The following is a 21,826-nucleotide window of genomic DNA, read 5'->3' on the forward strand; positions in this document are numbered from 1 at the left end:
CTGGCGGGGTGTGCGCTCGCTACCCGTTCAAGCCTGCGCACGCAGCGGCTGTGCCGGCGCGGGCGGCGCGGACGCGGCGCCATCCGCCAGCGTTTCAGCGCCGCCGGCTGCAGGCAAGGGCGCCGGCAAAGGCGCTGGCAAAACAAAGGGCAGCACTTGCGCCTTGCCACGGCGCGCTTCCTGCGCACGCGCATCGTGGGCGAGGAACTGGTAGGCGATGGCAAACCACGCTTCGCCGACGATGACCTTGCGCGCCAGCGCGAACAGCTCGCGCTCTTCCTTTTCCAGGCGCTGCAGCAAGGCCGCGCAAAAGGCGTCGATGGCGGCGCACAGCTGCTCGGCTTGTAATTCGGAATGGTCGATGGCGGCACCCGCGCGCTGCTGCACGACATTGATGCTTTCCAGCGCCGCGTGGTTCAAGCCGTTCAACTCGTCCAGCAAGCCGTCCACATGGGGCGCGGCCTGGCGGATGGCGGGAATCAGGTACATCTCCACCTTGCGCCAATAGCTCCCCTGGTACAGCCGGTTCAGCCAGTCGCCCGTGTACTGCAGTTGCGCCAAACTGAGCCTGCTTTGCTGGCGCAGTTGCACCTGCATGTATTTCTGAAAAGCCAACAAGCTCATGCGGATGCTGGCCTGCTCCACCGACAGGGAAACCAATATATATGTTGCAGTAAGCATGCACTCACTCCCGAAAATGCGCCGGATATGTCATCCTGGAAGTGAAAGTGTAAAGACTACCGACAGGGGCCGGTTTGATCCTGCACAAACCCGCGGCTGGCCAGCCGCGCTTTCTTTTACGGCGCGCGCAGGCCGATATGCAGGTTGACGACGCCCGGCTCTTCCGACGGCGTGACTTCGCCGCCAAAGCTTTTCACCAGCCGCTGCATGCCCTTGTTGCGCGCCATCGCCTCGCCCACCAGCGCTTCCGTGCCCCGGCTGCGGAAATAGTCGACCAGCTTCTCGAACAGGATGTGTCCCAGTCCCTTGCCTTTCAGGGCCGAGCGCACGGCGATGGCGAAATCGGCGTGGATATTGTCCGGATCGGCCACGGCGCGCACCACGCCCAGGGTTTCCGGCTTGCCGTCCGGGCCCGTGTGCGTGGCGATGAAGGCCATGGCGCGGTCGTAATCGATCTGCGTCAGGCGCGCCAGCTGCGACACGGGCAGCTCGCGCATGGACGTGAAGAAGCGCAGGCGCACGTCGTCCGGGTCCAGCGCGTGGAACAGGTCCATGTGCTGCGGCGCGTCCTCGGGGCGGATGGGGCGCAGCAGGATGGACTGGTCCATCCACGTCACCTGCTCTTCCAGCTCCTGCGGATACGGGCGGATGGCCAGGCGGTCGCGCTTCTGGCCCGGCTGCAGGCGGATGCGCGCGTCGAGGGCGATCACGCCATCCGCATCGGCCACCAGGGGATTGATGTCAAGTTCGGCCAGCTCGCCGATGTCGGCCACCAGTTCGGCCACCTGGATCAGGGTGTAGCAGATGGCGTCGATGTCGGCCGGCGGCTGGTTGCGGTAGCCGGCCAGCAGCTTCGACACGCGCGTGCGCGCCAGCATGTCGCGCGCCAGCACCATGTTCAGCGGCGGCAGGCCGATGGCGTGATCGGCCGTCACTTCCACGGCGATGCCGCCCTGCCCTACCAATATCACGGGGCCGAAGGCGGCGTCCGTCGTCACGCCGACGATCAATTCATGCGACTGCGGCCGGCGCGCCATCTGCTGCACGGTAAAACCGTCGATCAGCGCGTCGGGACGCATGCGGCGCACGCGCTTGAGCATGGCGGCGGCGGCCGTGCGCAGGATGTCGGGCGTATCGAGGTCGAGCGCCACGCCGCCCACGTCGGATTTGTGGGCGATGTCGGGCGAGTGGATTTTCAACGCGACGGGATAGCCGATGTCGGCCGCCACGGCCAGCGCCTCTTCCACGTCGGCCGCCATGCGCGTGGTGGCGACGGGAATGCCGTAGGCGGCCAGGATTTCCTTCGAGCGGCATTCACCGAGCACCGTCTGGCCGGCCGCCAGCGCGGCGGCGACGATTTCGCGCACCCTGGCGCGGCGCGGCGTGGCCGACATGGGCAGCTGCGCCGGCACCTGCATCAGGGTTTCCTGGTTGCGCCGGTACTGCACGATCTGCATGAAGCCATGTACGGCCTTTTCCGGCGTGTCGTAGGTGGGAATGCCGGCCCGGTTGAAGACCTGGCGCGCGGGCGCCACGGTGGTGCCGCCCAGCAGGCACGACAGCACCGTGCGCGAGGTGGCCTTGATCAGCGGCGTGACGGCTTCGGCGATGTCGATCGACGAGACCATGGCCGTGGGCGCGTGCAGCAGCAGCAAGGCGTCCGCCTGCGGCTCGTCGAGCAGCGGCTTGATGGCGTCGGCATAGCGCTGCACGGCCGCGTCGCCGGGCAAGCCCACGGGGTTGTCGTGCGACCAGCCCCGTGGCAAGGCTTTTTCCAGCGCGATGACGGTATCGGGTGAGAGTTCGGCCAGCTTGCCGCCGCTGCTCACCAGCGCATCGGTGGCCATCACGCCCAGGCCGCCGCCATTGCACAGGATCGCCAGGCGCTCGCCGCGCTGCGAACGGATATGCGTGAGGGTTTCCACGGCGTCGAACAATTCCTCAGCCGAATACACGCGCAGCATGCCGGCGCGGCGGATGGCCGCGTCGTACACGGCGTCGGAACCGGCCAGCGCGCCCGTGTGCCAGGCCGCCATGGCCGCGCCTTCCGCCTCGCGCCCCGCTTTCAAGACGATGACGGGCTTGCTGCGCGCGGCCGCCCGCGCCGCCGACATGAATTTGCGCGCCGCCTGGATGTCTTCCATGTACAGCAGGATGGCGGCCGTGTCGACGTCGCCGGCCAGGTAGTCGAGCAAGTCGCCGAAATCGATATCGTAGCTGGCGCCCAGCGAAATGAACTTGGAAAAGCCCACGCCATGCGCGTTGGCCCAGTCGAGCACGCCCGACACCAGCGCGCCCGACTGCGACACGAAGGCGATCTTGCCGCTCGTCGCGCCCACGTGGGCGAAGCTGGCGTTCAAGCCCAGTTTCGGCACCAGCAAGCCCATGCTGTTGGGGCCGAGGATGCGCAGCAGGTGCGGCTTGGCCGCCTTCAGCATGGCCAGGCGCAGCGACTGCTCGCGCACGGGGTCGAGGCCGGACGTCATGACGATGGCCGCGCGCGTGCCCAGCGCACCCAGTTCGCGGATCAGGGCCGTGATGGTGGCGGGCGGCGTGCAGATGATGGCCAGGTCTGGCGCTTTCGGCAGCTGCGCCAGCTTGCGGTAGCATTTCAGGCCCATCAGCTCGTCGTACTTGGGATTGACGGGCCAAATGTCTCCCTGGTAGCCGCCACCGAGCAGGTTGTACAGGGCGATGGCGCCCAGCTTGCGTTCGCGCGCCGTGGCGCCGATCAGGGCCACCGAGGCCGGCTTGAACAGCTTGTCGAGATTACGGATACTCATGTTCTGGCCTCATGGATTGCCGGAGCGGGATTGCCGGAGCGACTACGCGCCAGTGTAAGGGATGCGTTGCCAAAAAAATTTGACCTTGCGCTGCATTTCACGAAAAATCCGCGCGCCCCTACCAGCGCGAGCGGTGGCTTTCCGTCACCCCGGCCAGCTGCGCCACGATGCGCTTGGGAGAGTCCGCGCTGGTGCGCACCCAGCCGCTGAAGGTGCCGATGGGCTGGATGTAGCGGCTGGCGGCGATCCACAGATTCTTATCCTCGCGGCGCGCGCCTTCCGGCTTGAAGTGCAGGTCCAGCAAATCGTCGTCCGTCCACACATGCCACGGCGCCAGCGGGTTGTCGGGATTGAAGTCGAAATGCGCGCGGCCCAGCGGATACAGCTGGCCATCGAGCCACAGCGCGTTTTCATGCGCGCCGAAATAGCCGGCCTGCAGGTTGAAACCCAGGTCCAGGCTGTGCGCCGAGGCCCAGCGCCATTCCGTTTCGCGCGCCAGCAAGCCATTCGAATAATCGAAGCTGGCCACGCCGTCGTCCAAGCTGTAGCCCATGGCGCCGCAACGCACGCTGCCCCACAAGGGCAAGCCGCCCGACTTTTGCGTCGCATGCACGCTGCCGCCCTCACCCACGGGCCCCACGGCCAGCAAGGTGGGCGCCACGGGCGGGCCGAATTCCGCGTCGATGCCGAAATGGCCGCAATCGAGCCGCAAACGGTAGCGCTGCTGGGGCTGGGCCTCGATGGAGATCACTTGCGAGAGGAAGCGGAAACGGCTGCTGGCGCCCGCATGCGGCGCCACCGTGGCGCTCAAGCCCGGCACGCCATCCTGCGAAAAACTGGCCACGATCTTGCCTTTGTGGCGGTCGAAGGCATAGGCGAAGGCCGTGCTGGTCCAGCCCAGGTCGACGATGGCCACGCCGCAGAACAGCGTGGGCGTGGACAGGGCCACATAATGCCAGCGCTTGTGGTGGAACAGGCGCCAGAGGGCGCCGCGCGCGTGGGGTGGCGCCAGAGCGGCCCAGTCAAAGGCGTTCAATTGGCCCGTGTAGCGGCCAAAGCAGGGGACGCCATCGGCGTCGAGCAGCTGGGGAGGAGCCGGCGGCAGCATCATGCGGCCCGCCTTGCGACAGCGCCGCCGTCGAGCAGGGCCTGGGCCAGCAGCGCGCCGAAGGCTGCCGGCTGCGTCTGCGCAATATCAATATCCGGGCAGGCATGCCAGAGCGCCAGGCGCTGCACGGCGCCGACCACGTCCTGCGCCAGGCGGGTACTGAGGCGCACGCCGTCTTCCAGCGCCAGCGACTTGATCTCGAAGCGCCCCTGCGCGCGGTGCGCCTTGGCGTCCAGGCGCCCCACCAGCGCGCCGCGGCGCAAGATCGGCAAGGTGAAATAGCCATAGCGGCGCTTTTCGGCCGGCGTGTAGCATTCGAGCCGGTAGTCGAAGCCGAACAATTCCAGGGCGCGGCGCCGGTCCCAGACGACGGGATCGAACGGCGAGAGTATCGTCGTCAGGGTGGGCGCCAGCTTGCCGGCCGCCGCGTCGCGCAACAAGTCCCCATGCTCGGCATGCACGTACACGGCATCACTCCAGCCATCGACCGTGCAGCGCAGCAGCGCGCCCTCGTCCACCAGCGCCTGCAGATCGCTCGCCAGGCTGGCACGCGATTGCTTCGTGCGGAAGTAGTCGCTGATCCAGCTGGCCCGCGCCAGCCCCAGCGCCTTCACGCTGGCCAGCAGCAAACGGCGGCGCACCTGCTCCTCGGACGGCAGCAAGCCGTCGTGCCAGCCCGGCAGCACCCGTTCGGCCAGGTCGTAATAGCGCTGGAAATTGTGGCGTTTGGCGATCATCAGCACGCCCGACGTAAACAGCACTTCGAGCGAGCGCTTTTCCGGCTTCCAGCTCCACCAGCCGCCCGCCTGGCCATCCGTGCGCTCGAAGTCGGCCGAACGCGCGGCGCCGTTGGCGCGGATATGTTCCAGCACCGAAGCGACGGCCTCGCCCTGCTCGGCCATCCATTTGACGGAGTATTTCCAGCCCATGGCGGCCGGATCCAGCATGCGGTGGCGGTACAGGCCATAGTCTTCGATGGGCACGAAGCAAGCCTCGTGCGCCCAGTACTCGAACAGCGCGCCCTCGGCCAGCAGCTGCTCCAGCCACGGCTGCGGATAGTCGCCCAGACGGCTCCACAGCACCAGGTAGGGGCTGCGCGCCACCACGTGGATGGTGTCGATCTGCAGCACGCCCATCTGCCGCACGGCGGCCAGCACGTCCGCCTTCACGGCTTTCTTGCGCCGCGCCTGCAGCAAGCCTTGCGCGGCCAGGTGCAGCGCGCGCGCGGCGGCCAGCGATAAAGCGGGGGGATCGAAAAGAATGGGCTGGTGTGGGCTGTGCATAACAGAAAGATACCGCATTCTGCACACGCCTTGTGCGTTTTATCGCTATCGGATCGCGCCCGCTACGTTGCGGGAAACACGACCGTCACCGCCAGCCCCCGGCCCTGCAGTCCGGCGCCGAGGATGATCTGCGCGCCATGGCGCTCGGCGATGCGACGCACGATGGACAGGCCCAGCCCGCTGCCGGGAACCTGGCTGCCGCCCAGGCGCACAAAACGCTCGAACACGCGCGCGTGCCATTGCTCGGCGATGCCCGGCCCCGTATCGGCCACGCGCAGGTAGCTGCGCCCCGCCTCCACGCCGCAGCGGATCTCGATGGCGCCCGGCGCCGGGGTATAGCGCAGCGCATTGTCGACCAGGTTACGCAGCAATACCTGCAGGCTGTCCGCATGCAGGGCGCAAGGCGCCGGCGCCACGTTGACCGCCAGCGACAACTGGTACGGCGCGGCCAGCGCCTGCCACTGCGTCCCCTGCGCTGCCAGCAGCTGCGCCAGGTCGCCCGGCGCCAGCGCCGTCTCTGCCTGCGACTGCGGATCGAGCTGCGCCAGCGCCAGCAACTGGTTGACGAGGCGCGTGGCGCGCTCCACGCTGGCGCCCAGGGCAGCGATGAATTCCTCGCGTTCGTCCGCGCTGCGGGCCCGCTGCAGCACTTGCAGATTGGTCTTGATGGCGGCCAGCGGCGTACGCAGCTCGTGCGCCGCATCGGCCGTGAAGCGCTGTTCGTTGTCGCGGCTGTGCCTCACCCTGCCGAACAGGCGGTTGATTTCCAGCAGCAGCGGATGCAGCTCCGAGGGCGCGCCGTGCACATGCACGTCCGTCAGTTCGTCGGGCGTGCGCGCCGACACTTCGTCGGCGGACGCCTGCAGCACGCGAAACACGCGGTGGATGCTCCACCAGATGGCGATGGTGGCCAGCGCCACGAGTAGCAGGCCGAACAGCGCGATGCGGTAAAAGAAGCCGCGGCTGATGTCGTCGCGGTGGCTGGTCGGTTCGGCCACCAGCAGCTGCAGGCTGCGCTGCGGATCCCACAGCGAAAACAGACGCCAGCGCTGGCCGCCGATGCTGGTCCACGACAGGCCGTCCGGCGCGCTGCGCGACAGGGCGATGTCGGACGCCGCGTCGTTGCGGTACAGGACGCGCTGCTGCGCGTCGCGCACCTTGAACAGCAAATACTGGTGGGGATTCGGATGGCCGCGCAGCGGCAGGTCGATGGGCTCCGTCAAGCCATGCTCGCGCGCATCCTTTTCCACCAGCGACAGCAGCAAATGGCCCGTCTCGATCAGCGACTGGTCGAACAATTCCTGGCTTTCGCGGCGCGCTTCCACGTAGACGATGGCGGCGCTGCCCACCCACAGGGCCAGGGTCAGGCCCAGCAGCACGGCCAGCAGGGTGCGCCGCAGCGACCAGCTTTTCACGCCGCCGCCAGCCGTTAAGAATCTCTTAAGAACTTCTGCGCAAGATCCGGAGCGAAATATTTTTTGGGAAGCCATGCCTGCAATTGTAAATGATTCTTATTGCTTTCATGATTCCCATTACCTAAACAATACAGACCAATAATTCATTCACCCTCAGGAGTTTGCATGTCCAACAACCCCCGCCGCGCGCGCCTGCCGCGTCCCACCACCCTGGCCCTGGCCTTGGCCGCCCTGTCCTGCCTGCCGGCCCACGCCCAGACGGGCACGCCGGCCAGCATGCCGGAAGTGGTGGTTTCCGCCTCCGGTTTCGAGCAGGATATCAAGCAGGCGCCCGCCTCGATCACCGTGCTGACGCGTGAAGAACTGTCGAAGGAACGCTTCGGCAACCTGACGCAGGCGCTGGAAAGCGTGGAAGGCATCGACGTGGGCGCGGCGGGCGACAAGACGGGCGGCATGAACATCAGCATCCGCGGCATGCCCAGCGACTACACCCTGGTACTGATCGACGGACGCCGCCAGAACGCGGCCGGCAATGTCACGCCAAACGGCTTCGGCGGCACGCAGACGAGCTTCATGCCGCCGCTGGCCGCCATCGAGCGCATCGAGATCATCCGCGGCCCCATGTCGACCCTGTACGGCTCGGACGCCATGGGCGGCGTGATCAACATCATCACGCGCAAGGTGGGCAAGCAGTGGATGGGTTCCATCTCGGCCGACTACACCTTGCAGGAAGAGTCCGATTTCGGCGACGTGAAAAGCGGCCGCTTCTACCTGAGCGGCCCCATTGCCACCGACCTGCTGGGCCTATCCCTGCGCGGCAGCAAGCAGCGCCGCGATGCAGCCAACATCCGCTACAACGACGCGGCCGGTGCGGAAAATGTGCCGAACATGGGCGCCAATCCCGTGCGCGCGGACATCGAGAACTTTGGCGCGCGCCTGGCGTTCACACCCAACCGTTTCCATACCGTCATCCTCGACGCGGATGCGGGCCGCCAGACCTACGACAATTCGAAGAAGCAACTGGGCACCTTGGGCTTGCAGGGCGGCTACGGTCCCGAGCAGAAATACAACCGCGACCAGTGGACGCTGTCGCACACGGGCCGCTTCGGCTTCGGCACCCTGGACAGCAGCTACATGGTGAACAAGACGGAAACCCTGGGCCGCACGATTCCGCCAGGCACGCCCGGCGCCGTCGCCGGCAGCGCGCGCACCCTGGAAGTGGAAAGCCAGGTGTTCGACACCAAATTGGTCATGCCGTTGGGCAAACACATGGCCACCGTCGGCGCGCAATGGTGGAAAGCGGAAATGACGGATGGCGTGGCGCCAAAGAAATTCGAATTCACGCAAAAAGCCCTGTTCGTGGAAGACGAATGGCAGGTGCTGGAGAATGTCGCGCTGACCTTCGGCGCCCGCTATGACGATCACAGCATCTTCGGCGGCCAGACCAGCCCCCGTGCGTATGCCGTGTGGAACGCGACGCCAAGCTGGACCGTCAAGGGCGGCGTCAGCAAGGGCTACAAGACGCCGCGCGTGGAACAATTGTCCCCAGGAATCAACGGTTTCGGCGGCCAGGGCACGATCCCCCTCGTCGGCAGCCCGAACCTGAAGCCGGAAACGAGCACGACGACGGAAATCGGCGCGTATTTCGACAACCTGGCGGGCTGGACCGCCAGCGGCTCCCTGTTCAACAATCAATTCAAGGACAAGATCACGACGGGCACGGGCCTCGTCAACTGCGATTACCGTCCGTCGCCAAACCGTCCCGGCTGCGTCAGCTTCGGCAACTGGCCCAACGTCGATGCGTTTGGCCAGTCGGTCAACGTGGATGAGGCCGTCACGCGCGGCGTCGAGCTGAATACGCGCTTCCCGCTGGGCAAGACCTTGTCGGCCAGCGCCAACTACACGTACACGGAAAGCGAACAGAAGAGTGGCAGCAACGCGGGCAAGCCCCTGAGCGACACGCCCAAGCACGCCGTCAACGCGCGCCTGAGCTGGGATATCTCGCGCGAATGGAACGGCTGGCTGCGCGCCGAGTACCGCAGCGAACGCTTCCGCGATCCGGGCACCTCGGCTTCCACGCGCGCCGCCAAGGCCGCGCTGGGCGACTACAAGGGCTACACCATGTTGCACCTGGGCAGCAGCTACCAGCTGAACAAGCGCGTCACCCTGAACGCGGCCGTGTACAACCTGCTCAACAAGGACTTCGTCGACTACCAGCCTTACCGCGCACCGACGCTGACCTACGCCAACCGCTATGTCAACAGCCTGGACGGCCGCCGTCTGTGGCTGTCGGCCACCGTCGATTTCTGATGCGCTAATCCATCCGCATCATCGATGCCAACGGGCTGCCTCAGGGTAGCCCGTTTTTTCATCAGGCCGCTTGCGCTTTATCAATGCAATAACCGATCGCATGCACGGTGCGTATCAAGTCCCGTCCCAGCTTCTTGCGCAGGTGGTGGATATGCACTTGCACGGCATTGCTTTCCACTTCATCGCCCCAGCTGTACAGGTTTTTCTCCAGCTGTTCCCGGCTCAGCACCCGGCCGCCGTGTTCCAGCAGCAATTGCAGGATGCGAAACTCCTTCATCGTGAGCATCACGGGCAATCCCCCTTGCGTTACCTGCCGGTCCGCGATATCGAGCACCAGGTCGCCGTGCACGAGGTGCTCGCGCAGGCGGCCCGCGGCGCGCCGGCAGGCGCTGCGGATGCGCGCGGCCAGCTCGTCGAGGTCGAACGGTTTCACGATGAAGTCGTCGGCGCCCGCGTCGAGCCCGGCGATGCGCTCGCCCACCTGGTCGCGCGCCGTGACGACCAGCACGGCGCCGCTGTAGCCATTGTCGCGCAGCACGCCCAGCGCCTGCATGCCATCCTGTCCCGGCAAGCCCAGGTCCAGCAAAATGCAGCCATAGTCGTGCAGGCGCACGGCCGTGTGCGCGTGTTCGGCGCTCGTGACCCAGTCGACGGCATGGCCGGCCTGTTCCAGGCCGATCTGCGTGGCGCGGCCCAGCTGCGGGTCGTCTTCGGTCAGCAAGATGCGCATGGGGTGGGAGGCGGACGGGCCGCTCAGTCCTTTTTCTTGATCAGGCCAGCCAGCGCAGCGAACGGATTGTGCGTGGCGGGCGCCACCTCGGCCGACAGCAGGCCGGCGCCACGATCCGCTTCCAGGTAGCGCGAGTGCTCATTGTCGTGGCAATACAGGCACAGCAGTTCCCAGTTGCTGCCATCGGGCGGATTGTTGTCGTGGTTGTGGTCGCGGTGGTGCACCGTCAGCTGCTGCACGTTGGCGCGCGTAAATTCGCGCATGCAGCGGCCGCAGACCCACGGGTACATCTTCAGCGAACGCTCGCGGTAGCCGCTCTCGCGCTGGTCGGCGGCGCGGCGCGCTTCAGCCACGATCTTGTCCAGTCTTGCCGCGTCGGGCTTTTTACTCTGCATGACAACTTTCGATATGGGAGGAAGAAGCATCCATTTTAATGAGGATGGGGGCGCAATTGTACTTTTTCTGCCACGGCGCCAGCCCGTGTCGCCGCCGGCGTGCTTTTTTTAGCGTGCGCGGCACCACGGCTACTTGATTTAAAGCAAAATAAGGCCAGCGACAGACCGCGAACAGACGATGGCAGCGGCGGCAACACGCTGACGCGCAAGGCGGCCGATTTCGGCTATCATGCGCGCCACGCCGCCCCTCCCCTTTTCCATGAATATAGCCTGCAAGCGCCCGTGATAGCGATAACAAGACCCCTGCAACGCCTTGCCCGCCGCCTGTACCGTCTCAGCCTGGTGCCCCTGTTCGCGCTCATCCTGCTGCTGGCGCTGTGGGCGGCCGTCTTTTACCAGGTGGGCCAGGAGCGGGCCAGCGCCGTGCGCGACGCCGTGGCCGTCAGCCAGTCGCTGGCGCGCACCCTGGCCGACCATACCAGTTTCACCCTGCGCCAGACGGATCACGCCACGCAATTGTTCAAGCTCAAATACGAGGAAACGGACGGCGGCCTGCGCCTGAATGAATTCACGCGCCGCCAGGGCTTGCTCGACAGCGTGCTGCCGTCGAAGCTGGCATTGCCGATCGCCCTCGTCGATGCGCACGGCAATGTGCTCGACAGCGCCAACGCCTACCTGCCGGAAAACCTGGCCGGCCAGGCATTTTTCAGGGCGCTGGCCGCGAATGCGTCCGACACGGCCCTGGTCGACACGCCCATGCTCGACGCGGGCGGCAAGCACTGGACCATCCGCCTGGCGCGCCGCCTGAACGATGCGCAAGGCCGCTTTGCCGGCGCCATCGTCATCCTCGTCGACCCCACGTATTTTGTCGACGACTACGACCGCCTGAACCTCGATGAACAGGGCGCGCTGATGCTGGTGGCGCGCGACAGCGGCCTGACGGCGGGGCGCATCGGCGAGCAACTGATCCTCAGCGACCGCATCGACTTCCGCATGCCGGGACCGCCGCAGCACGCCGCCGAAGAACTGCTGATCGAGCCGCCCGTCGACGCGACATCCCGCGTCTACAGCTACCACGAGCTGCCGCGCTACCCGCTGCTGGCCGTGGTGGGCGTGAGCCGCGCCGTCGCCCTGACGCGCTTCGAACACCGCCGCCTGATATATGTCGGCGCGCTGCTCGCCGCCAGCGTGCTCATTGCCGGCTTTACGACCCTGCTGATGCGCCAGAGCGCGCGCCTGCGCCGCAGCATCCGCCAGGCCACGGAAACGCAAGCCTTGCTGCGCGCGGCGCACCAGGGCAGCCTCGATGCCGTGCTGCTGCTGAAAGCCTGGCGCGCCGCGCCGGGCAAGCCGGTGGAAGACTTCACCTTTGCCGACATCAACGAACGCGCCGCCGACATGCTGGGCAAGCCGCGCTCCGAACTGCTGGGCCAGCGCGTGCTGCCGCTGATACCGCTGCTGCGCGGCGAGCGTTTCTTCAAGCGCTTCGTGCTGGTGATGGAAACGGGCCAGCCGCTGGAAGATGAATTCGAACTGCCGCTGGCCTCGGGCGGCACGCGCTGGCTGCGCCACCAGGTGGTGCCGATCGCCGACGGCGTGGCCGTCACCTCGCGCGACATCAGCGCGCGCAAGCACGACGAACTGGCGCTGCAGGACAACCGCAGCTTCCTGCAGTCGCTGATCGACCATTTGCCCGTGCTGGTCTACGTAAAAAGCGCGCGCCCGGAAAATTTCGGCCAGATGGAAGTGTGGAACAAGGCGGCCGAGGACATCACCGGCCACCTGGCCGCCGACGTCATCGGCAAGACCGATTGCCAGGCCTTCCCGCCCGACTTCGGCCTGCACGACGCCGAGGACGACCGCGCCATCCTGGCCGAGCGGGGCGTCATCGACCATACGGAAAAGCCGTTGCGCCTTTTCGATGGCAGCCTGCGCTACCTGCGCGCCGTCTCCGTGCCCGTGTTCGACGAGCGCCAGCAGATCGAACATATCCTGTGCATCGCCGAGGATATCTCGCAGCGCCGCCAGCAGGAACTGGAACTGCGCCAGAAACAGGCCGAACTGGCCGCCGTCAACGACGCTTCGCCGCTCGGCCTGGTGCGCCTGGACCGCCAGCGCCGCTGCACCTACGTCAACCGCACCTTCGAATCGATCACGGGCTTGCCGCGCGCGGCCGCCCTGGGCGCCGGCTGGACCAGCGCCCTGCACCCGGACGACTATCCGCTGATGCACGTGGCGCTGGAACAGCTCACGCGCAGCCATGCGCCGTTCCAGTCCACCCTGCGCTGCCTGCACCGCGACGGCAGGCTGGTATGGGTTTCCGTCAAAATTGCCCCCATCCTCATCGACGGCCGGATCGAAGGCTACGTGGGCAGCCTGGACGACATCACCATCCTGCGCGAATCGGAAGTGGCGCTGCTGGAAAGCGAAGCGCGCCTGCGCACCATCGCCGACACCCTGCCGGCCATGATCGCCTACATCGACGCCGACCAGGTCTACCGCTTCCTGAACATCGCCTATGAGCGCGAATTCGGCCTGACGGGCCGGCAAGCGCTGGGCAAGAGCGTGCGCGACACGGTGGGCGAGGCGCGCTACCGCACGGTGGCGCCGTACATCGAAAGAGTGCTGGCGGGCGAAACCCTGAGCTTCGAGGAAGAAGACGACAAGGAAGGCATCGAGCGCTGCCTGGAAGTGATCTACATCCCGCAGATCGGCGAAGACAAGCTGCAGGTGGTGGGCTTTCACGTGATGCGCCAGGATATCACCGTGCAAAAGCGCGAAAAACAGCGCCTGCTGAAACTGGCCCAGGTCGATGCGCTGACGGGTTTGTCGAACCGCGCCGGATTCCAGCAAAAACTCAGCGACGCCATGCACGCGAGCCGCCAGCATCAGCACCTGATGGCCGTCATGTACATGGATATCGACCGTTTCAAGCCCGTCAACGACACGCACGGCCACGGCACCGGCGACGCGCTGCTGCGCGCCTTCGCCCAGCGCCTGACGCAAACCATGCGCGTCACCGACATCGTCGCCCGCCTGGGCGGCGATGAATTCACCATCATCATGGAACAGATCACCCGGCCCGAAGACGCGGCCGTGCTGGCGGAAAAAATCGTCGCCGCCATGCAGCAGCCGTTCGAACTCGATGGCATCACCGTGCGCATTTCCGCCAGCATCGGCCTGGCTTTCTACCGCGATGAAGACATCCCCCCTGCCGTGCTGCTGCAGCGGGCCGACGTGCTGCTGTACAAGGCCAAGCAGGATGGCCGGAATACCTATCGCGCCGGGATGCTGACGACTTGATTTAGCCGCTGGCGCATGGCGCGGGTCTGCCCCCTATCATTCCTGCTATATTGGCGCCTGTCTTCCCTACCCTTGGCCCACCATGCGCCTGCTGCACACTTCCGACTGGCATCTGGGCCAGACCCTGCACAATTACGAGCGGGGCTACGAGCACCAGCGCTTCCTCGACTGGCTGCTCGACACGCTCGTGACCGAAAAGGTCGACGTGCTGCTTGTCGCCGGCGACGTGTTCGACAACGCCAACCCGTCGGCCGCCTCGCAAAAGCAGCTGTACGTCTTCCTGCAGCAGGCGCGCGCGCGCCTGCCCGCGCTGCAGCTGGTCGTCGTCGCCGGCAACCACGATTCGGCGGGACGGCTGGAAGCGCCCGGCCCCCTGCTGGCCGCGCATGGCACGCACGTGATCGGCCATCTGCTGCGCGACGACGATGGCCAGATCGACCTGGAGCGCCTGCTGCTGCCTTTGACGGGCGCCGATGGGCAAGTGCAGGCCTGGTGCCTGGCCGTGCCCTTCCTGCGTCCCGGCGACGTGCCGAAACTGCCGGCCGGCGATACCCAGGACGCCTACCTGGGCGGCATCGCCCTGCTGTACCGCCAGCTGGCGGACCTGGCGCTGGCGCGTCGCCAGCCAGGCCAAGCCATCGTAGCCATGGGCCACTGCCACATGGTGGGCGGCGAAATGTCGAACGATTCCGAGCGCCGCATCGTCATCGGCGGCACGGAAATGCTGCCCTCGGGGATTTTCGATACGGCCATCGCCTATGCGGCGCTGGGCCATCTGCACAAGGCGCAGGCCGTGGGCGGCCAGGAGCATATCCGCTATTGCGGCAGCCCGATTCCCCTGTCGTTCGCCGAAGTCAATTATCGCCATCAGGTGCTGTGTCTCGACATCGACGGCGAACAGTTGAAGGACGTGCGCACCATCGAGGTGCCGCGCGCCGTGCCCCTCTTGCGCGTGCCCGCCACGCCGGCGCCGATCGACGAGGTGCTGGCGCAGCTGGCCGCCCTCGACGTGCCCGCCGCAGCACCGGAAGCGCAGCCCTTCCTGGAAGTGCGCGTGCGCCTCGATGCGCCGGAACCGGGCCTGCGCACGCGCATCGAAACGGCGCTCGACGGCAAGCACGTGCGCCTGGCGAAGATCGAAACGTCGAGCGCCGCGCGCAGCAGCGCGCCCGACAACATGACGCTGGACCAATTGAGCCAGCTGCAGCCCGACGACATCTTCCGCCGCCTGTACCTGCAAAAATACGGCCGGCCCGCGCCGCCCGAACAACTGTCGGCCCTGGCCGAACTGCTGCTGCCCGGCGCCTGACGGTACCTGAAGAACCATGAAAATACTGAAAATCAGCGGCAAGAACCTGGCCTCGCTGGCCGGCGAATTTGAAGTCGACTTCCAGCAGGAACCGCTGGCGTCCGCCGGCCTGTTCGCCATCAGCGGCCCCACGGGCGCGGGCAAGAGCACCCTGCTCGACGCCCTGTGCCTGGCCCTGTACGACGCCACGCCGCGCCTGCTGAAGGTGCTGGGCCGGGGCAGCGCCCTGCCCGACGTGGGCAAGGAAACCGTCAACGCCCAGGATACGCGCACCCTGCTGCGCCGTGGCACGCCGGACGGTTACGCGCAAGTGGACTTCGTCGGCAACGACGGTGCCAGCTATCGCGCGCGCTGGAGCGTGCGCCGCTCGCGCACCCGGGCCGAAGGGGCGCTGCAGGCGACCGCCATGAGCTTGCACCAGCTGCCAGCGCTGCAGCCCATTGGCGGCACCAAGACGGAAGTCAAGGAAGAGATCGAAAAGCGTATCGGCCTGTCGTTCGACCAGTTTACGCGCGCCGTGCTGCTGGCGCAGAACGAGTTTTCCACCTTCCTCAAGACGGAAGACAATGAACGGGGAGAATTGCTGGAAACCCTGACGGGCAGCAGCATCTATACCGACATTTCCATGCGCGCCTTCGAGCGGGCGAAAAAGGAAAAACAGATCCTCGAACGCCTGGGCGAAAAGCTGGCCGACCAGCGGCCCCTGTCGCCGGAAGAGCGGGCCGAGACCGAAGCGCTGTGCGGCGCGGCCGACACCGCCCTGCAAACCATCGACTTGCGCAAGGCGGTGCTGGAACTGCAGCAGCGCTGGCACCAGGAGACGCACAAGCTGCAAAGCCAGATAGCAGCGGCGCAAGAGACGCTCGATGGCGCGGATGCCGAACGCACCGCGGCCGAAGCGCGCCGCACGGCGCTGGCGCAGTGGGAATTGCTGCAGCCGGCGCGTCCCCTCATCGACGACGTGGCGCGCCTGGCGAACGACATCGCCGGCACCGGTGCCGCGCTGGAAGCGTCGCGCGCGCAGACGGCGCAAGCCGTGACCAGCGAAACGCAGCTGACCGCCAGCGTGCAACTGGCGACGGCGGCCTTGCAAGCCAGGGAAACGGCGCAGCGCGACGCGGCGCCCCGGCTCGATCAAGCCAAGGCGCTCGATGCCGGCATTGCGGCACACTTGCCTGCCCACCGCCAGGCGCAGGATGGCGCACTGGCGGCCGACCAGGCCAACGAAACGGCGCGCGCCACCTTGCACGAGCTGCAGCAGCACCAGCACGCCATGCAGGCGGAGCAGGAAACGGGCCGCCTGTGGCTGGCGTCGCACCAGCACTGGCAAGCGCTGGCCGCGTCATGGCAATTGTCGGACCAGTTGTTCGCCCAGGCCGGCCAGGCGGCCGCGCAAGCCGATGCTGCCGACGCCAGGGCGGCCGACGCGGCGCAGCTGGTGCGCGCGGCAGGCGCCGCGGGCCAGGAGGCACAGGCCGCGTTGACGGCGGCCGCCGCCACGCTCGCCGCGCACGATGCGCAGCGGCGCGAGGCGCAGTGCGCCGTGCAAGCCATCGATGGACAGCTGCTGCAGCAACAGCGCGGCCAGCTGGAAGACCATGCGCGCCAGTTGAATGCGGCGGAAAAGACGTGGACGGAACTGGCGCGCAAGCAGCAGGAGCTGGCGCACGGACAAGCGAGGGCGGCGCAACTGGCGCAAGCCGCGCAAACGGAAACGACGGCCCTGGCGGCACAGGCGGCACAAACGGCGCTGCTGGAAGCGGGCCTGGCGCAGGCGGAAAAATCCTTGAAAAGGGCGGAAGCGGCATGCGCGGCCAGCGTGGAGCAACTGCGCGCCACCTTGCAGGACGAGCAGCCCTGCCCCGTCTGCGGCGCGCTGGAACACCCGTACACCCACGCCGACGACGCCCTGCAGGCGATGCTGGCCAGCTTGCAGGATGAGGTACTGGCTTGCCGCGCGCAGGCGCGCAGCAATCTGGAACGGCTGACCACGCACAAGGCGGCGCTGGCCGCGACCGCGCGAGAACAGGCGCAGACGGATGCGGAACTGGCCATCCTGCCGCCCGCCATCGATAGCTTGAACGCGCAATGGCAGCCGCATGCGGACACCCTGCAACTGCCGCCGGCAAACCAGCGCGCGGACTGGTTCGCGCAGCAGCTGACGGCCAATGTAGCAGCCCTGCAAGCGCTGGCGCAGCAGGAGGCGGCGCTGCGCCAGGCCGGCGCGCGGCGTGAGCAGGCGCAGGCGGCGCACGAACTGGCCGGCGCCGAACACGCGCGCTGCACAAGCGCCGTCGCCGAAACACAGACGCGTCTGGCGCAATTGCAGGCACAGCAGGCGGCCAGTCTGGACAAGGCGGAAACGTCGCGCGGCGCGCTTGACGGCTTGCTGGCGCAGCTCGATGCCGCGTTTGCCGACGTGGAAGGCGCCGAAGGCTGGAAAGACAGCTGGCGCGCCGGCCCCGCCGCCTTCCGCGCGGCGCGCGAAACGGAAAGCCGGCAATGGCTGAAACAGCAGGCGGACCAGGACCAGCGCGGCCACGCGCTGGCGACCCTGGCCGCGCAGCTGGAAGCGGCGCAGCTGGCCGCAGGCAAGGCACGGCAAGCGGCGCAGGAATCCCACGCCGCCTTTGCCGCCGCCGACAAACAGCGCACGGCACTGCAAGCGGAGCGCAACGCGCTGTGGCAGGGCCAGAGCGTGGCCGAGGTGGAACGCAGCCTGGCGGCGGCCATCGCGCAGGCCAAAGACCAGCTGGCGCAGCAGCAGGCGGCAGCCCACGCGGCCAGCGCGCAGCGCACGCGCCTCGACGAAGCGTGCGCGCAGTTGTCGCAGCGCCTGGCCGCCCTGCGCGAACAGGAACACGGCGCCACCGTCGCCCTGCACGACTGGCTGCAGCAATTCCGGCAGCGTCACTCCGGCCACGCGCCCGCCACGCTCGACGAGCTGCGCGCGCGCCTGGCCATCTCCATGGACGCCATGCGCGCCGAGCGCGACGCCCTGCAAGTGATCGCCGACCGCCACACGGCGGCCGTTTCCGTGCTGGCAGAGCGCCGGCAGCAACTGGCCGCGCACGCGCAGCAGCCGCCGGAAGCGCTGGAAATGGACGAGGCCGTGTTGCAGGCGGCGCTCGACGCGCTGGGCGCCGAACGCCAGGCGGCCAACCAGGAAGCGACGCGACTGCGCCTGGCCATCGCGCAGGACGACGCCAGGCGCCACAGCGCGCAAGCAATGCTGGCGCAGATCGAGGCGCAAGCCGTGATCGAGCGGCGCTGGGCCAGCCTGAATGAATTGATCGGCTCGGCCGACGGCAAGAAATTCCGCAACTACGCGCAGCAATTCACGCTGGAAGTGCTGCTCGGCTATGCCAACGCGCACCTGAACCACCTGGCGCGCCGCTACCAGCTCGAACGCATCGACAACCCGAACAACCCGTCGCTGGGCCTGATGGTGCGCGACCAGGACATGGGCGGCGAACTGCGCTCCGTGCATTCGCTGTCGGGCGGCGAATCGTTCCTCGTCTCGCTGGCGCTGGCGCTGGGCCTGGCCTCGCTATCCTCGAACCGGGTGCGCGTGGAATCGCTGTTCATCGACGAGGGCTTCGGCAGCCTGGACACGGAAACCCTGCGCGTGGCCATGGATGCGCTCGACGGCTTGCAAGCGATGGGCCGCAAGGTGGGCGTCATCTCGCACGTGCAGGAAATGACGGAGCGCATCGCCACCCGCATCCTCGTGCAGCCTGGGTCCGGCGGCAAGAGCGTGGTGACGGTGCGCTGAGTCACTAGCGGCTGGCCGGCTCCCGGCACAGTCTGAGCATATCCCAGCCCAGTTCGCGGCGGATCTGCTCGGGGTCGGGCGGGGGCCGGCGCTGTTCCAGCTCCGCTTTCAGCCACTTCCTGACCAGCTCCTTGGCGGGCTGTACAGGCTTTTCCTTGTCATGCTTGTCCATGGTGCTACCTCTTCAATGGCGGTCAGACGACCTCCTATATACGTTCAACGTCATGGCGCGGATTCAGTTGACGTGCGCGTGGCGCAGATGCAACAACGTGTAACGATGGCCGGAGTGCGTTAAAATCGCCGCCTTCGCGTAGACGAACTCTACGCCCCGCAACAGTTCAAGGAACCCCATGAAAGCCGCCCGCAGCCTCACCTTCAAGTGCGTAAAATGTCACAAATCCATGCAGGTCTACCTGCAAAAAGTCTCCGCCTGCTCGCATATCCAGCCGTACCAGGGCATTTGCGCATGCGGCGAACTCAAGCGTCACGCCACGGGCCAGGCCGATGCCGTCAAGTCCTATCTGGAGTCGGCAGACGGTAGCTGGTCGCACCACCACTGATGGTTAAAGAATGGGGCGATATTGTCGTTAATTCGACTATCCTCCCCATTTGAACCGACCATGTCCCAGCTCCCCGCCCTTGCCAGCCGTCAACCCGCCTCGAATACGCTGGCTGGCCAGCAGCCGTCCCGCACGGGCAGCAGCGCCACGGGCCTGGCCGCTTCGCCCCTGATGCAGCGCACGGCGCAAGACGTGGTGGCGCTGTCGAAAAATGGCCTTGACCTGTCGGCCAAGGGATTGTCGCAACGGACCGATGCGCTGGGCAACGCCACCGTCGACGTGGCGCAGGATTTCCTCTCCACCATGACGCGCCAGCTGTTCGGCGACGGCGCCACGGTCGCCTTCGATTCCGTCGACCTGCAGGCCGGTTCCAGCTTCAGCAGTGGCAGCGCCAGCGTCTCGGGCGCCAACGGCAGCAGCCGCGCGGCCGCCTTCAGCCTCGATGAAAACGCGCATTTCATCGGCAAGGGCAAGATCACGACGGCCGATGGCCAGACCTTCGACTTCGAAGTGGAAGTGCAATATCAATCGAACATCAGCGCGGGCGTCCTTGAGCAAACGCAAGAAACAGACGAAGAAGCCGGCGAAGAAGCCAGCTCCGCCGACGACGCCAGCCCGCCCGCCAGGGAGTTGCCCGCCACGCACTTCGGCGGCGATCTGCATGACCTGTTCAAGCTGCTGGGCCAGCAATTGCAAAGCAATCTCTATCAGGGCACGTCCGATGGCGCCAGCGCCAGCGGCAAGGATGGCGACCTGGCGGGCAGCCTGAGCTTGCGTTTGCTCAAGCTGGTGCAGCCGGAGCATGCCACCGAGACCGCCAAAGTCGGCAGGCAAGCCGTGGCAACCACGCCGGAGGAGCAGGCGCGCGCCCGCGCGCTGGCCCTCGCCTATGGCACGGACACCGCTAGCAGCACGGCCGGCAACGTATAATGGAAGACGGCCTGCGCAGGCGACCATGCCGCGCGCCCCCTTCTATCGATTGAATCCCATGTCCGACACATCTTCACCTACCGTCCACCCGCACATCCACTGGAGCGAAAACGGCGCCGAGCATTCGGCCCGCTGGCGCTCGGAAAGCGGCATGCCGCCGCCCAAGCGCGTCGTCATCGCCGACGACCGCACGACGGCCGACCAGGCTTACCGCCTGGCCTGCGAAGGCACGGCCATGCTGTGGCGCGGCGACTTCCAGAACGCGCGCCAGTTGCTGCAAGCGCTGGCGCGGCGCACCGACCACAAGAACGACAAGCCAAGCAAGAAAGCCAAGGCCGCCAAGCTGGCGAAACCCGAACCGACTGCCACGGAAGCCTTCCACTTGCACCGCCAGGCCCAGTCGCAGCGCGCCCGCACTCTGGCCATGCTGCTGCTGCCTTTCGACGCCGACTACACGATTCCGCTGCGCCGCGCGCCGGACGTGAAACTGGCTTGCAATGAAGCGTATGGCCGCGGCGAAGAGCCGTTCGTCGCCTCCTTGCGCGAGCTGCTGGGCCTGATCGGCGCGCACGAATGGCGCCGCACGGGCGTGGAACTGCCGGCCCTGGGCCAGCGCATCCATCCGCATTACGGCGTGTTCGCGCCCATCCGCGGCGAGTACGTGGGCCTGGTGGCGGAAGCGCCGCTGCCCGCGCGCGCCAAGCTGGCCTTCGATATCGGCACGGGCACGGGCGTGCTGGCCGCCGTGCTGGCGCAGCGCGGCATCGAACGCATCGTCGCCACCGACCAGGACCCGCGCGCCCTGTCCTGCGCACGCGAGAACCTGGCCCGCCTCGATTTGCAGGGCAAGGTCGACGTCGTGCAGGCCGACCTGTTCCCCGCCGGCCGCGCGCCACTCGTCGTGTGCAATCCGCCCTGGCTGCCGGCCCGCCCAAGTTCGCCGATCGAATATGCCGTCTACGATCCGGACAGCCGCATGCTGCGCGGTTTCCTCGCCGGCCTGGCCGACCACCTGGAGCCAAGCGGCGAAGGCTGGCTGATTTTGTCCGACCTGGCCGAGCACCTGGGCTTGCGCCCGCGCGCGCAATTGCTCGAATGGATAGCGCAAGCGGGCTTGAAAGTCGTCGACCGCCTGGACGTGAAACCCACGCACCCGCGCGCACAGGATGCGACGGACAGCCTGCACGCGGCCCGCTCGCGGGAAGTCACGTCGCTGTGGCGCCTGGCGGCGGCATAATCGAGGG

Annotated in this window: 15 protein-coding genes; 7 read left to right on the top strand and 8 right to left on the bottom strand. The window is 67.0% G+C overall.

Annotated elements, in window-relative coordinates; all coding sequences use genetic code 11:
• Window positions 1-27: 27 nt before the first annotated feature.
• From OX460_RS14850 to OX460_RS14870, 5 genes are all read right to left on the bottom strand, one after another.
• On the bottom strand, window positions 28-681 hold the full coding sequence (locus OX460_RS14850; RefSeq protein WP_289899117.1) for a hypothetical protein: 654 nt from the start codon (window positions 679-681) through the stop codon (window positions 28-30).
• 116 nt (window positions 682-797) lie between these two features.
• Window positions 798-3,464 (bottom strand): bifunctional acetate--CoA ligase family protein/GNAT family N-acetyltransferase, encoded by a 2,667-nt coding sequence (locus OX460_RS14855; RefSeq protein ID WP_289899118.1) that lies wholly within the window; start codon window positions 3,462-3,464, stop codon window positions 798-800.
• Between the two features lie 118 nt (window positions 3,465-3,582).
• Window positions 3,583-4,575: a DUF2804 domain-containing protein gene (locus OX460_RS14860; protein WP_099664716.1), complete on the bottom strand. Its 993-nt coding sequence runs from the start codon at window positions 4,573-4,575 to the stop codon at window positions 3,583-3,585.
• Window positions 4,572-5,855, bottom strand: a complete 1,284-nt coding sequence (locus OX460_RS14865; protein ID WP_289899119.1) for a crosslink repair DNA glycosylase YcaQ family protein — start codon at window positions 5,853-5,855, stop codon at window positions 4,572-4,574. Before OX460_RS14865 ends, OX460_RS14860 begins: the two co-directional genes overlap by 4 nt.
• A 62-nt stretch (window positions 5,856-5,917) precedes the next feature.
• Window positions 5,918-7,270, bottom strand: a complete 1,353-nt coding sequence (locus OX460_RS14870; RefSeq protein ID WP_289899120.1) for an ATP-binding protein — start codon at window positions 7,268-7,270, stop codon at window positions 5,918-5,920.
• Between the two features lie 165 nt (window positions 7,271-7,435).
• Here OX460_RS14870 and OX460_RS14875 point away from each other — a divergent pair, with 165 nt between their 5' ends.
• On the top strand, window positions 7,436-9,580 hold the full coding sequence (locus OX460_RS14875; protein ID WP_289899121.1) for a TonB-dependent receptor: 2,145 nt from the start codon (window positions 7,436-7,438) through the stop codon (window positions 9,578-9,580).
• Between the two features lie 61 nt (window positions 9,581-9,641).
• On the opposite strand, the gene OX460_RS14880 is transcribed toward OX460_RS14875, so the two are convergent.
• A complete protein-coding gene (locus tag OX460_RS14880; RefSeq protein WP_099664720.1) occupies window positions 9,642-10,310 on the bottom strand; it encodes a response regulator in 669 nt (222 codons plus the stop codon).
• Window positions 10,311-10,333: 23 nt separating this feature from the next.
• The gene (locus OX460_RS14885; protein ID WP_034755042.1) at window positions 10,334-10,705 is read right to left on the bottom strand and encodes a YajD family HNH nuclease; all 372 of its coding nucleotides are present in this window, start codon (window positions 10,703-10,705) and stop codon (window positions 10,334-10,336) included.
• Window positions 10,706-10,987: 282 nt separating this feature from the next.
• Between OX460_RS14885 and OX460_RS14890 the strand changes: the two genes are divergently transcribed.
• From OX460_RS14890 to OX460_RS14900, 3 genes are all read left to right on the top strand, one after another.
• Window positions 10,988-14,008: a PAS domain-containing protein gene (locus tag OX460_RS14890; protein WP_289899122.1), complete on the top strand. Its 3,021-nt coding sequence runs from the start codon at window positions 10,988-10,990 to the stop codon at window positions 14,006-14,008.
• An 82-nt stretch (window positions 14,009-14,090) separates the two neighbouring features.
• Window positions 14,091-15,317, top strand: coding sequence for an exonuclease SbcCD subunit D C-terminal domain-containing protein (locus OX460_RS14895; RefSeq protein ID WP_289899123.1), 1,227 nt, complete (start codon window positions 14,091-14,093; stop codon window positions 15,315-15,317).
• 16 nt (window positions 15,318-15,333) lie between these two features.
• Complete coding sequence (locus OX460_RS14900; RefSeq protein ID WP_289899124.1) at window positions 15,334-19,092, top strand: AAA family ATPase; 3,759 nt, start codon at window positions 15,334-15,336, stop codon at window positions 19,090-19,092.
• A gap of 4 nt (window positions 19,093-19,096) precedes the next feature.
• Here the strand turns inward: OX460_RS14900 and OX460_RS14905 are convergent, their stop codons facing one another.
• Window positions 19,097-19,264, bottom strand: a complete 168-nt coding sequence (locus tag OX460_RS14905) for a hypothetical protein (protein ID WP_162835746.1) — start codon at window positions 19,262-19,264, stop codon at window positions 19,097-19,099.
• A 178-nt stretch (window positions 19,265-19,442) separates the two neighbouring features.
• On the opposite strand from OX460_RS14905, the gene OX460_RS14910 reads away from it, so the two are divergent.
• From OX460_RS14910 to OX460_RS14920, 3 genes are read left to right on the top strand one after another with little or no spacing between them, the layout of a single operon-like run.
• The gene (locus tag OX460_RS14910; RefSeq protein ID WP_034755039.1) at window positions 19,443-19,652 is read left to right on the top strand and encodes a hypothetical protein; all 210 of its coding nucleotides are present in this window, start codon (window positions 19,443-19,445) and stop codon (window positions 19,650-19,652) included.
• A gap of 60 nt (window positions 19,653-19,712) precedes the next feature.
• Window positions 19,713-20,582 carry a hypothetical protein gene (locus OX460_RS14915; protein ID WP_289899125.1) on the top strand — a complete coding sequence of 290 codons (870 nt, stop codon included), beginning with the start codon at window positions 19,713-19,715 and terminating at the stop codon, window positions 20,580-20,582.
• A 58-nt stretch (window positions 20,583-20,640) separates the two neighbouring features.
• Window positions 20,641-21,819, top strand: coding sequence for a class I SAM-dependent methyltransferase (locus tag OX460_RS14920; RefSeq protein WP_251351815.1), 1,179 nt, complete (start codon window positions 20,641-20,643; stop codon window positions 21,817-21,819).
• The last annotated feature ends 7 nt before the right edge of the window (window positions 21,820-21,826 follow it).

The organism is Janthinobacterium sp. SUN033 (genome assembly GCF_030397595.1).
GTDB lineage: Bacteria > Pseudomonadota > Gammaproteobacteria > Burkholderiales > Burkholderiaceae_D > Janthinobacterium > Janthinobacterium kumbetense.